Origin of the sequence: Micromonospora echinofusca (assembly GCF_017614955.1) — a bacterium.
In the GTDB taxonomy this organism is placed as follows: Bacteria; Actinomycetota; Actinomycetes; order Mycobacteriales; family Micromonosporaceae; genus Micromonospora; species Micromonospora echinofusca_A.
Genome location: NZ_WVUH01000230.1, coordinates 1 through 12,035 on the forward strand (window position 1 = coordinate 1; position 12,035 = coordinate 12,035).

12 protein-coding genes and 1 pseudogene are annotated in these 12,035 nt (G+C 72.2%); 9 read left to right on the forward strand and 4 right to left on the reverse strand.

Annotation, left to right across the window (positions count from 1 at the left end; genetic code table 11):
• Positions 1–95 precede the first annotated feature (95 nt).
• Positions 96–2,468 carry a glycoside hydrolase family 65 protein gene (locus GSF22_RS22770; RefSeq protein ID WP_208815771.1) on the forward strand — a complete coding sequence of 791 codons (2,373 nt, stop codon included), beginning with the start codon at positions 96–98 and terminating at the stop codon, positions 2,466–2,468.
• A 19-nt stretch (positions 2,469–2,487) separates the two neighbouring features.
• On the opposite strand, the gene GSF22_RS22775 is transcribed toward GSF22_RS22770, so the two are convergent.
• The gene (locus tag GSF22_RS22775) at positions 2,488–2,694 is read right to left on the reverse strand and encodes a hypothetical protein (protein WP_208815772.1); all 207 of its coding nucleotides are present in this window, start codon (positions 2,692–2,694) and stop codon (positions 2,488–2,490) included.
• Between the two features lie 262 nt (positions 2,695–2,956).
• Between GSF22_RS22775 and GSF22_RS22780 the strand changes: the two genes are divergently transcribed.
• Positions 2,957–3,634: a dienelactone hydrolase family protein gene (locus GSF22_RS22780; protein ID WP_307804231.1), complete on the forward strand. Its 678-nt coding sequence runs from the start codon at positions 2,957–2,959 to the stop codon at positions 3,632–3,634.
• A 126-nt stretch (positions 3,635–3,760) separates the two neighbouring features.
• The gene (locus GSF22_RS22785; RefSeq protein ID WP_208815774.1) at positions 3,761–4,402 is read left to right on the forward strand and encodes an NADPH-dependent F420 reductase; all 642 of its coding nucleotides are present in this window, start codon (positions 3,761–3,763) and stop codon (positions 4,400–4,402) included.
• Here GSF22_RS22785 and GSF22_RS22790 read toward each other — a convergent pair.
• Positions 4,367–5,518 carry an AI-2E family transporter gene (locus tag GSF22_RS22790; protein ID WP_208815775.1) on the reverse strand — a complete coding sequence of 384 codons (1,152 nt, stop codon included), beginning with the start codon at positions 5,516–5,518 and terminating at the stop codon, positions 4,367–4,369. The genes GSF22_RS22785 and GSF22_RS22790 overlap by 36 nt on opposite strands.
• A gap of 192 nt (positions 5,519–5,710) precedes the next feature.
• On the opposite strand from GSF22_RS22790, the gene GSF22_RS22795 reads away from it, so the two are divergent.
• The 3 genes from GSF22_RS22795 to GSF22_RS22805 all read left to right on the forward strand — a co-directional run bounded on the left by GSF22_RS22795 (position 5,711) and on the right by GSF22_RS22805 (position 7,585).
• Entirely contained in the window at positions 5,711–5,896 is a 186-nt protein-coding gene (locus GSF22_RS22795) for an antitoxin (protein ID WP_208815776.1), read from the forward strand.
• A gap of 256 nt (positions 5,897–6,152) precedes the next feature.
• Positions 6,153–7,361: a cytochrome P450 gene (locus tag GSF22_RS34970; RefSeq protein WP_307804230.1), complete on the forward strand. Its 1,209-nt coding sequence runs from the start codon at positions 6,153–6,155 to the stop codon at positions 7,359–7,361.
• Entirely contained in the window at positions 7,358–7,585 is a 228-nt protein-coding gene (locus GSF22_RS22805) for a ferredoxin (RefSeq protein WP_208815778.1), read from the forward strand. The genes GSF22_RS34970 and GSF22_RS22805 overlap by 4 nt, the downstream gene beginning before the upstream one ends.
• A 283-nt stretch (positions 7,586–7,868) precedes the next feature.
• Here the strand turns inward: GSF22_RS22805 and GSF22_RS22810 are convergent, their stop codons facing one another.
• Entirely contained in the window at positions 7,869–8,045 is a 177-nt protein-coding gene (locus tag GSF22_RS22810) for a hypothetical protein (RefSeq protein WP_208815779.1), read from the reverse strand.
• 166 nt (positions 8,046–8,211) lie between these two features.
• Between GSF22_RS22810 and GSF22_RS22815 the strand changes: the two genes are divergently transcribed.
• Positions 8,212–9,672: a hypothetical protein gene (locus tag GSF22_RS22815; RefSeq protein ID WP_208815780.1), complete on the forward strand. Its 1,461-nt coding sequence runs from the start codon at positions 8,212–8,214 to the stop codon at positions 9,670–9,672.
• 39 nt (positions 9,673–9,711) lie between these two features.
• Positions 9,712–10,683, forward strand: coding sequence for a MurR/RpiR family transcriptional regulator (locus tag GSF22_RS22820; RefSeq protein WP_208815781.1), 972 nt, complete (start codon positions 9,712–9,714; stop codon positions 10,681–10,683).
• A gap of 157 nt (positions 10,684–10,840) precedes the next feature.
• Here the strand turns inward: GSF22_RS22820 and GSF22_RS22825 are convergent, their stop codons facing one another.
• Positions 10,841–11,341 carry a hemerythrin domain-containing protein gene (locus GSF22_RS22825; RefSeq protein WP_208815782.1) on the reverse strand — a complete coding sequence of 167 codons (501 nt, stop codon included), beginning with the start codon at positions 11,339–11,341 and terminating at the stop codon, positions 10,841–10,843.
• A gap of 154 nt (positions 11,342–11,495) precedes the next feature.
• Here GSF22_RS22825 and GSF22_RS22830 point away from each other — a divergent pair.
• Positions 11,496–12,035, forward strand: a pseudogene (locus GSF22_RS22830) (heavy metal translocating P-type ATPase); the annotation flags it as partial.

Below are 12,035 nucleotides of genomic sequence, written 5' to 3' on the forward strand. Positions count from 1 at the left end.
GGGGTGGACCGGGCCGGGCAGGCCGACGAGCTGCGGGCACACGGCGCCGACGTGGTGGTCCGCGACCTGGCCGAACTGCTCGACGGAGCCGACCGGTGATCCGGGAACGGGCCTATCCCGTCGAGCCGTGGCGGATCCGGGAGACCCGCCTCGACCTGGACGTCCTGGCCCAGTCGGAGTCCGTCTTCGCGCTCTCCAACGGGCATGTCGGGCTGCGCGGCAACCTCGACGAGGGCGAGCCGCACGGCCTGCCCGGCACCTACCTGAACTCCTTCTACGAACTGCGTCCGCTGCCGTACGCCGAGGCCGGGTTCGGGTTCCCCGAGTCCGGTCAGACCGTGGTCAACGTGACCAACGGCAAACTGATCCGGCTGCTGGTCGACGACGAGCCGCTGGACGTCCGCTACGGCGAGGTGCTCGCCCACGAACGGGTACTCGACCTGCGGGCCGGCACCCTGCGGCGGACCCTGCACTGGCGCTCGCCCGCCGGCCGGGAGGTCCGGGTGGTGAGCACCCGCCTGGTCTCCTTCACCCAGCGGTCGGTCGCGGCGATCAGCTACGAGGTGGAACCGGTCGACGGGTCGCTCCGGGTGATCGTCCAGTCCGAACTGGTGGCGAACGAGGCCCTGCCACCGCAGAGCCGCGACCCCCGGGTGGCGGCCGTCCTGGAGTCCCCGCTCCAACCGGAGGAGGAACTGAGCCGGGAGGCGGGCGGCCTGCTCATCCACCGCACCAAGGTCAGCGGTCTGCGGGTGGCCGCCGCGATGGACCACGAGGTACACGGCCCGGAGCGCACCACCGTCACCACCGAGGGGTACCAGGACTGGATCCGGACCAGCATCGGCTGTGTCGTGGAACCCGGGCAGGAACTGCGGGTGGTCAAACTACTGGCGTACGGCTGGTCCAGCAAGCGGTCCCTGCCCGGGCTGCGCGACCAGGTCGCCGCGGCGCTGACCGCCGCCCGGTTGGACGGCTTCAACGGTCTGCGGCGGGCCCAGCGCGAGTACCTCGACGCCTTCTGGGACACCTCGGACGTGCAGGTCGAGGGTGATCCGGAGGTACAGCAGGCGGTCCGGTTCGGCCTGTTCCAGGTGCTCCAGGCCGGCGCCCGGGCCGAACGCCGACCGATCGCCGCGAAGGGGCTCACCGGACCGGGGTACGACGGGCACTCGTTCTGGGACACCGAGACGTTCGTGCTGCCGGTGTTGACGTACACCCTGCCGGCGGCGGTCGCCGACGCCCTGCACTGGCGGCACTCCACCCTTCCGCTCGCCCGGGAACGGGCCCAGATCCTCAACCTGGCCGGCGCGGCCTTCCCCTGGCGGACCATCCGGGGGCAGGAGTCCTCGGCCTACTGGCCCGCCGGTACCGCCGCGTTCCACATCGCGGCGGACATCGCCGACGCGGTCCGGCGTTACGTCCAGGCCACCCAGGACACCCAGTTCGAGCGGGAGGTGGGGCTGGAACTCCTGGTGGAGACCGCCCGGCTGTGGCGGTCGATCGGCCACCACGACCGGCACGGGGTGTTCCACCTGGACGGCGTCACCGGGCCGGACGAGTACACCGCCGTGAAGAACGACAACATCTACACCAACCTGATGGCGCAACGGAACCTGTGGATCGCCGCCGACGCGGTGACCCGCTACCGCGACGAGGCGTTCCACCTGGGAGTGACCGACGAGGAGGCGGCCTCCTGGCGGGACGCCGCGAGCGCGATGAACATCCCGTACGACCCCGAGCTCGGTGTGCACCAGCAGGTGGAGGGCTTCACCCGGCTCCAGGAGTGGGACTTCCGGGACACCCCGCCCGACCGGTACCCGCTGCTGATGCACTACCCGTACTTCGACCTGTACCGCAAGCAGGTGGTCAAGCAGCCCGACCTGGTGCTGGCCATGCACTGGCGCGGCGACGCGTTCGACGCCGACCAGAAACGCCGCAACTTCCTCTACTACGAGCGGCGTACCGTCCGGGACTCGTCCCTGTCGGCCTGCACCCAGTCGGTGATCGCCGCCGAGGTCGGCTACCTCGAACTGGCCCACGACTATCTGCGCGAGGCCGCGCTGATGGACCTGCACGACCTGAACGAGAACACCCGCGACGGGGTGCACGTCGCCTCCCTCGCCGGTGCCTGGATCGCCCTGGTGGCCGGGTTCGGCGGTTTCCGGGACCACGACGAGGTGCCGTCGTTCTGTCCCCGGCTGCCGAGCAAGCTGGGGCGGCTGGAGTTCTCCCTGACCTGGCGCGGACTGCGGCTGCGGGTCGAGGTCCGGCCGCACGAGACGAGGTACGACCTGCGGGACGGCCCGGACGACGCCAGCCTGGAACTGCGCCACCACGGGGAACTGGTGCGCGTGATCTGCGGTGAGACGGTGACCCTGCCGAACCCGGCGGTCCGGCCGGCCGGACCGCCGCCCGAGCAGCCACCCGGCCGGTCCCCGCTACGCAAGGTGGAGGAGATCGAACCCTAGCGCCCACCACCGCCGACGCTCAGCGGGTGTCGCCGGTGGACGGCCGGCCGGCCCGGTCCCGGGGGGCCATCGCGCGCGGGTCGTCCGCCGTGCGGGCCATGGCCGCCTCGTCGGCCCAGTCCCGGTCCTGCTCCGTACGGCGTTCCGGGTCGCCGGTGGCCGACGCGATCTCCCTGGCCGACGGCTTGTCGGTGGTCGACTTCCGGGTACGGTCCTGACGGGCCATGACGCACCTCGCGATCGGTGTCGGTCGCTGCTGCCGACCAGTGACGGATCGACGCTGGCGGCGGACAGCGGGGTGTCGACGCCCCCGCCGGTCAGGGCGGTGCGGCGTCGTCCGGTCACCGCCCGGCTACCCGGGCCCCGGTGCGGCAAACCGCGCCGGTGACCGCATGCGGACGTCCGGGACGGGTAACCGGGACGGAACCGATCAGACGTCCCCGCCGGGCGACCCGCGCGGTGGACGCCCCGTCGACGGGAGGTTCGTGGTGGTACGCGAAGAGAGCCGGGCGACGCTCATCCCGGTCGACGGGGTGGAACTCCCCGCCGACCTGTCGGTTCCCGGGGACGCCACCGGGGTGGTCCTGTTCGCCCACGGCAGCGGCAGCTCCCGACGCAGCCCGCGCAACATGGCCGTCGCGCACGTACTGAACCGGGACGGCCTGGCGACGGTCCTGGTCGACCTGCTCACCGAGGCCGAGGAGGAGATCGACGCGGGTACCGCCGAGCTGCGTTTCGACATCGGGCTGCTCACCCGCCGGCTGGTCGGGATCGTCGACTGGCTGAACGCGCAACCCGCGCTCCGGGACGCCCGGATCGGCATCTTCGGGGCCAGTACCGGTGCGGCCGGTGCCCTGGCGGCTGCCGCCGCCCGGCCCGGAAGGGTGGCGGCGGTGGTCTCCCGGGGCGGCCGACCGGACCTCGCCGGCCCGGCCCTGGACCAGGTACGGGCGCCGACGCTGCTGCTCGTCGGCGGCCGGGACGAGCAGGTCCGCCAGCTCAACGAGCAGGCACTCCGGGCGCTGCCCGACAACGCCGAACTGCGGGTGGTACCCGGTGCCACCCACCTGTTCGAGGAGCCCGGCGCCCTGGAGGAGGTGGCGCACGCCGCCTCGACCTGGTTCGCCGGGCACCTCGTCCCCGGCCAGCTGATGCCCGGCCGGTGACCTGCTCCGTTCCCGCCGGCCGAGCGCTTTTGCCGACAGCCGCTGTCACCTGCCCGCTGCCGTTCCTGCCCGCCGCCGTTCCCGTCGACCGCCGTTTGCCGGTTGCCGGTCCGGGTAGCCCGTCCCATGCGCATCGGCATCATCGGCGCCGGCCGGCTCGGTGGGGTCCTGGCCCGGCACTGCGCGTCCGCCGGGCACGAGGTGGTCATCGCCAACTCCCGGGATCCCGCGACGCTCGCCCCGCTGGTCCGGTCACTGGTCGACGGGGCGGTGGCCGTCCGGGCGGACGAGGTGGCCCGCCGGGCGGACCGCCTGGTCCTGCTCGCCGTACCGTTCCACCGGCATCCGGAGCTGCCCACCGACGGGCTCGCCGGCAAGATCGTGGTGGACGCGACGAACTACCTGCCGGCGGTGGACGGTCCGTGGCCGGAACTGGAGACCGGCCGGACCACCTCCAGCGAACTGGTCCGGGACCGGCTCGGCGGAATACGGCTGGTCAAGACGTTCAACACGATGCGCTGGGACCACCTGCGCGACTACGGGCACGAGGCGGGCGCCCTCCAGCGGTACGGGATGCCGCTGGCCTCCGACGACAACGACGCCAAGCGGGCCGTCGAGGACCTCGTCGAACAGTTCGGGTTCGATCCGGTCGACACGGGCGACCTGGCCGGCGGCGGGCGCCGGCAGCAACCGGGCGGACCGGCGTGGCTGGCCGACCTGCCCGGTCCGGCCCTACGGGCCCGGCTCGGGGTGCCCGCGTACCGCTGACGTGGGCCCGTCGGGCCCGGTGGTGCGGGCGCGGGCCGCGCGGCGGGCCCGCCAGACCGTGTCCATCATCCGGTACAGCACGGCCACGATCGGCACCGAGACGAACGCACCGGCGATCCCGGCGAGCAGGGTGCCGGCGGTGACCGCCACCAGCACCACCACCGGATGCAGCCGGACCTGCCGCTTCATCACCAGCGGTTCCAGCAGGTTTCCCTCGATCTGCTGCACGGCGATGACCGCGGCGAGCGCCAGCAGCGCGGTCGTCGGGCCCTTGGCGGCGAGGGCGACCAGCACCGCGACGCTGCCGGCCACGGTCGCGCCGATGATCGGTACGAACGCGCCGAGGAAGGTGATCAGGGCGAGCGGGAACGCCAGCGGCACGCCCAGCAGCAGCAGCGCGGCACCAATGCCGATCGCGTCGATCGCCGCGATGACCATCGTGCCCCGGCTGTACGCGGTCAGGGTGTGCCAGCCGTCGCGGCCGGCGGTGGCCAGCAGGGACCGGCGGCTCTCGGCGGTCCGGCCGAGCGCCCAGCGCCACATCGAGCGGCCGTCCTTGAGCAGGAAGAAGAGCAGCACCACCACGAGCAGCGCCGACCCGAGCACCTCGGCTGCGGTACGGGCGCCGTCGACCGGGTCGGGGGAGCCCTGGCGCAGCCCCTCGGCGGCGCGCCGGGTCCAGCCGTCGAGCTGGTCGGCGGTGATCGGCAGGCCACCCGAGGTGAGGAACTCCCGGGTCCGTTTCCACCCTTCGCCCAGCTCCTTCGACAGGTCGGCGAACTGGTCGGCGGTGAGGGCCCAGACCAGCGTCACCGCGCCGGCCAGTACCGCCAGCAGCAGGAGCACCGAGGTGAGTGCGGCCAGCGCGGCCGGTAGCCGCAGCCGGCGCAGGGCGAGGGTCACCGGGTCGAGCAGCGCGGTCAGGAAGAGGGTCACCGCCAGCGCGATGGCCAGTGGGGCCAGCAGCACCGCGATCCGGCCCAGCACGTACAGCCCGGCGACGACGACCACCAGGCAGGCGCTCCAGACCACTGCCGACCGCACCAGCCAGGGAATCTGGTCCCAGGTCTGCCGGATCCCCGCCGGGGGCGGCGGCACCGCCGTCGGTTCCGTCATCGTCACTGTCCTCCGCTCACCGGATGGTCCCCGTGCCCGGGTCGTACCCGGCGGCGCCGGTCGTGACACCCGGCACCGTGGCGCGGTTGGTGACCGGGACAGTCACCGGTGTCGGCGCCGTCCCACGTCTCTTCCGTTTGCGCACCGGGCCGGCGGGAACGACTGACGGGAGACGAGCCGAGGAGGGTACGGATGAGCGACTTCATGAACAAGGCCAAGAATCTCGCCGACCAGCACGACAAGCAGGTCGACCAGGGGCTGGAGAAGGCCGGCGACACGGCCGACCGGCGGACCGGCGGGAAGTACGACGAGCAGATCGACAAGGGTGTCGACATGGCCCAGCGTCGTACCGGCGAGGGTGACCAGTCACCCCGCTGACACCCGGTGTTAGGAAGGGCCCCCTCCTATCGTTTTCGGTATAGGAGGGGGCCCTTCCTAACAGTTCAGAGCCGTCGGGCCGGGACTGTCACCCGATGTAGGCGAACGGATGCGGGTGGTCAGGATCGAGCGTGTTCGCTACGATCCGCAATCAGTGCATGACTCTTGGCTTGGTCCGGTGTCGCGCCCGAGCGGGTCGACCGCTGGCCGCAGACCCGTCCGGCCACCCCGCGTCTGCCTACGACAGGGAGTTCCGGTGTCGAACAATCCCCCCGTCACGACCACGCGCAGCTATCCGTTCCACGCCCCCGACCGGCTCGAACTCGATCCGCTCTACGCCCGGCTGCGACACGAGCAGCCGGTGACCCGGGTCCGCCTGCCGTACGGCGAGCCGGCCTGGCTGGTCACCCGGTACGCCGACGTGCGGACCGTGCTGGGGGATCCCCGGTTCAGCCGGGCCGCCGCCCTCGGTCGCGACGAGCCCCGGATCACGCCCCGCCAGATCGACGCGGGCATCCTGGCCCTGGACCCGCCGGAGCACACCCGGCTGCGCCGGTTGGCGGCCAAGGCGTTCACCGCGCGCCGGGTCGAGCAGCTCCGTCCCCGGACCACCGGCATCACCGAGGAGCTGCTCGACGCGATGCTGGCCGCCGGGTCCCCGGCGGACTTCGTCGAGTACGTCGCCACGCCATTGCCGATCCGGGTGATCTGTGCACTGCTCGGGGTGCCGGTCGCCGACCAGGACCGGTTCCACACCTGGTCGGAGGCGATCGTCTCGACCACCTCCCTGTCCCCGGAGCGGATCGACGAGTACCTCGACAACCTGTACGCGTACATGGGGGAGCTGATCGCGCAGCGCCGCCGGGAGCCGACCGACGACCTGCTCAGCGCGATGGTCCGGGCCCGGGACGAGAACGCCGACCGGCTCACCGAGCTGGAGGTGGTGCAGCTCGCCGCCGGACTGCTCGCCGCCGGGCACGAGACCACCGTCACCCAGCTGCCCAACTTCGTGTACGTCCTGCTGACCACCCCCGGTGCCTGGGAGCGGCTCCGGGCGGATCCCGGGTCGGTGCCGTCGGCGGTCGAGGAGCTGATGCGGTACGTCCCGCTCGGGGTGGCCTCCGCGTTCGCCCGGTACGCCACCGAGGACGTCGAACTCGGTGGTGTCCTGATCCGGGCCGGCGAGCCGGTGATCGGTTCGATCTCCTCCGCCAACCGTGACGAGTCGGTCTTCACGGATCCGGACCGGTTGGACCTCGACCGGTCGGTCAACCCGCATCTCGGTTTCGGGCACGGCGTCCACCACTGCATCGGGGCGCAACTCGCCCGGATGGAACTCCAGGTCGCGCTGCGGGCCCTGCTCCAGCGCACCCCCGAGCTGCGGATCGCGGTACCCGAGGCGGAGCTGACCTGGAAGAGCGGCCTGATCGTGCGGGGCCTGACCGGTCTGCCGGTGGCCTGGTGAGCGGGACCTGGCGGGTCGACGTCGACCCTCGTCGCTGTATCGGGACGGGGATCTGCGCCGGTGCCGCACCCGACCACTTCGTCCTCGTCGACGGGCTGTCCCGACCGGTGCTGAACGTGGTCGACCCGGCCGGGCCGGTGATCGACGCGGCGGACTCGTGTCCGATGGAGGCGATCACCGTGCGGGACGCCGACGACCACCGGCTGATCGCTCCGGAGCCGTGACCGGTGGGCACTGTCGCCCACGTCCGAGCTGGCGTACTCGCCGAGCCGGTCCGCCCGCACGCGTCGTCGGCCAGCGCGCGGTCAGCGTGCTGGATCTGTGCCGTGCGGAGGTCGCCGGCACGGCGGGCGGTTGGCGCATCACCGGGGTGCGGTGGACCCGACTGACCGACGGGGACCGTAACCGGGCCGACCGGTGGCAGCCGGTCTTCGCGGCGGACAAGTCCCGGTTGACCGGTGCGGGTGGCCCGTGCACCGTCGCCCCGTCCGAGTACGTCTTCTACGACTACGGGCTGACCGACATCGCGATCGGGCTGGTCGAGCAGGCGGGCTGCGCCTCGACCTCCGGTACCACCTGGGAGGACGACCCGACGTACGAGGCGGTGCTGACCCGGGGTTCGGGGTGCGTCGCGTACCGGGTGCTGGCCGCACCTCCTTCCACGACGTGCTCGTCGCCACCCACCCGGTCTGAACCGGCGGTTGTGGTTCCGCCGTGCGGCATGCCGTGCGGCGGAACCCTGTGCTGTGCGGGCGGCGGACCACGCGGCTGTAACAGGAGTTACGCATTGAGCAAAATCTATGGGTGCTGTAACGTCCGTTCCACGGTTCCGTGGTCTCTGGAGGTCCGCATGACCCCTGTCGCACCCGCCCCCACGACGTTCTCCCGCTCCCGGTTCCGGGCCCGATCCGCCCTCCTGCTGGCCGCGTCCACCGCGCTGACGATGGCACCGATCGGGGTGACCGCCGCGCAGGCGGCCGTCGACCGGGTCCGGCTGGGCAGTCCCACCGACGTCAGCCGGGCGAGCTGGTCCGGTCCGGCGTACACGATGAACGGTTCCGGCGGGATCGTCGCGGCAACCATGACCAGGGCGGTCGACGCGATCCGGGGCGGCACCGGCACGATCGACGTGACGGTCGTCGCCGCCTCCGGCAGCGGTACCCCGGAGTGCGACGACATCATCGGCCTGGCCGGGGTCAACTCCTGCACCACGTTGACCATGACCGCCGCCCGGGACGGGGACGACGCGCAGGCCAACACCGACATCCGGAACGCCGAGTTCGTCTACTTCGCCGGTGGCGACCAGTGCAACTACGCCGCCTGGAAGGGCACCGCCCTGGAGGCGTCGGTGGAGTCCGTGGTGGCCAAGGGCGGTGGGGTCGGTGGCGGCAGCGCCGGTCACCACATCAACAGCGACATCGTGTACGACGCCTGCGGCGGCAGCGCCACCTCCGCGATCGCCCTCGGCAATCCGTACGACCGGTCGATGACCTTCACCACCGGGATGTTCCGCTGGCCGAACTACGCCGACACCATCAACGACTCGCACTTCGTGACGCGGGACCGGATGGGCCGCACGATGGCCTTCGTGGCCCGGGCGATCAAGGACGGCCGGACCAGCGGCGGGAAGGCATGGGGGGTCGGGGTCGAGGAGGGTGCCTCGCTCTACGTCGACCGTAACGGCCTGGCCACCCTCTCCGGGCCGAGCGCCTACGTGGTGCTCGGCGACCACCAGCCGGAGGTGGCCGTCTCCGGTCAGCCGTTGACCTACTCGAACTTCAAGATCTGGAAGTTGACCAGCGGCCAGACCTACGACTTCGCCAACCGGCCCACCTGCGGCTACTACCTGCGGAGTGTGACCGCCGGGGTGCCCAGCGGCAGTCTCTACAGTGGCACCCCGGTCACCTCGTGCAGCCCCGGGGGCGAGGAGCCCCCGGGCGGCACCGAGTACGCCGAGGTGGAGCCGAACGACTCACGGACCGCCGCCAACGACATCTCCACCCGGACCTTCCCGCTCACCGTCACCGGTGACCTGAAGAGCGGCAGCGACCGGGACTACTTCCAGGTGACGCTGGGCAGCGGGCAGACCCTCTCGGTCGGCTGCGCGGTCCCGGCCGATTACGACGCCGACCTCTACCTGCTCAGCTCCACCGGCAGCATGCTGACCCGGTCGGTCAACGACGGCGCCGGGGCGGACGAGTCGGTGACCCTGACCCGGACGGCGTCCGGCTCGGCGACGTACTACGTCGACGTCGAGGCGTACTCCGGATCGGGCCCCGCCGACTACCGCTGCGCCGTCACGAAGTCCTGACCACGACCGGCCGGCCCGACCGGTCGTTACGCTCTGGCTGTGTCGTCATCCGATCTTGCCGATGAGCCGTTGCCGACCGGTGGGCCGACGTCACCCGACGCCTCGCGCCCGGCCGGCGGGTCCGGCGCGTCGCACCCGACACCGGCCGACGGGGAGCCGTCGGTCGGTGTCGGCGCGCTGATCCGCCGCCGGCTCGGCGAGTGCAGTCCGGCCGAACGTCGGGTGGCCCGCGCGCTGCTCGCCTCCTATCCCGCCGCCGGCCTGGGTACGGTCGCCGCGCTGGCCGAGCGGGCCGAGGTGAGCGGGCCGACCGTGCTGCGCTTCCTGACCCGGCTCGGCTTCGGCGGGTACCCGGAGTTCCAGCGGGCCCTGCGGGACGAACTGGCCGAGCGGGAGACCTCGCCGCTGACCGCGTACCGGGCTGCGGCGGAGGATGGCCTGCCGCCGGAGTCGGCACTGGCTCGGGCAGCGGGCAGCCTGCCGGACGCGGTCGCCGGGACCCTGACCGAGTTGCCCGCCGGTGAGCTGGAGAACGCCGTGCGCCTCCTCGCCGACCAGCAGATGCGGGTCACCGCCACCGGTGGGCGCTTCTCCGGGCTGCTCGCCCACTACCTGGTGCTGCACCTGATGCAGGTACGCGGCGGCAGTCGGCTGCTGCCGCTGGCCCCGGTGGAACGCACCGACATGCTCGCCGACATCGGTCGACGGGACCTTTTCGCGATCTTCGACTTCCGGCGGTACGAGGAGCCGACCCTGGCGCTCGCCCGGGAGGTGACCGGCCGGGGCGCCCGGGTGGTCCTCTTCACCGACCGGTGGCTCTCCCCGGTGGCCGGGTTGGCCGACGTGGTGCTGCCCAGCCGGGTCGACTCGCCGTCGCCGTACGACAGTTTCGTGCCGGCCCTGGCGCTGGTGGAGGCGCTGGTCGCCGGGGTGATCGACCGGCTCGGCCCGGCGGCCGGCAAGCGGCTGCGGCTGATGGAGCAGGCCCAGCAGGCGTACGGGGGGCACTGACCGGCGTCACAGAAAACTGCAACTTCATCCGAACCGCGGGCCCGGTCCGCCGGGCTGGTCGACGCGGTCTGCCACCCGGCCTCCCCACCTCCGCCGGTACGGCCGGAGGGTCGTACACCGACGACGTGATCCGGCCGGACCGGCGGGGCGGCAGGGGTCAGGCGGTGACGGCGTCGAGGGCCTTCTTCAGCGCGAGCGGCTCACTGGGGGTACGCGGGGCGTCCGCCCGCATCTCGATCATGCGGGCGCCGATCTCCTGCAACTGGTTACGACCCAGACCGTCGCGGACCTTGGGGAACCATTCCTGTTCCTCCTCCTCGACGTGGTGCAGGACGTTCTCCATCAGCACGGTCACCTTGGCGTCGTACCGTTCGTCGTCGGGCGCCATCGCGGCGAGTTCGAAGCAGAGCACGTCCGCGACGTGGTGCTCCTCGTAGGATTCGAGCACGTCGTCCTCAAGGTCGGGCAGGAGCCGGCGGACCTCCGGGTACATGCACTCGTTCTCCAGGTACGTGTGCACGGTGAGGGCCTCCAGGATCTGCGCCACGAGTTTCCGCTTCTGCGCGGTGGCGTTCTCCCCGGCGCCCTGGAACTCCCGGAACAGCCGCCGGATCTCCTTGTGGTCCTCCTTGAGCAGGACAATGGCATCAGTCGACATCGGAACCTCCGTGATCGGTGCGTCAACCGCCTTCGGTACCCCACGGCGAGCTGCGCAAACAGGGCGAGTCCGGCGGCCCGTGGGAGGTGCCGCTCCGGCCGATCCCCCGGTACGGGATACCTGGCGGGGGTACGGTCGCCGGGAGGAGGGCGGCATGGACCACCGGCGCGGCACGGACGACCAGCAGCACGGTACGGACCGCCAGCGGGGCGGCGCCGGGCACGGGCGGCAGGGCCACGACAAGCACGCGGGCCACGATCCGGCGATGTTCCGGCGGCGGTTCTGGGTCTGCCTGGTGCTGACCGTTCCGATCGTGGTCACCAGCCACCTGTTCGGGCAGTGGTTCGGCGGGCTGCCCGACCTGCCGGGCCGGCAACTGGTCGGGCCGGTACTCGGCTCGGTGGTGTACCTCTGGGGCGGCTGGCCGTTCCTGGTCGGTGCGGTCCGGGAGGTACGCGACCGGGCGCCCGGCATGATGCTGCTGGTCGCCATGGCGATCACGGTGGCGTACGTCGCCTCGGTGGCGACCAGCGTCGGCCTGTTCGACCTGGACTTCTGGTGGGAACTCGCCGCCCTGGTCACCATCATGCTGCTCGGACACTGGCAGGAGATGAAGGCCATCGGGCAGGCCCGGGGGGCGCTCTCCGCGCTGGCCGCGCTGCTGCCCGACGACGCCGAACGGGTGGGCGGGGAC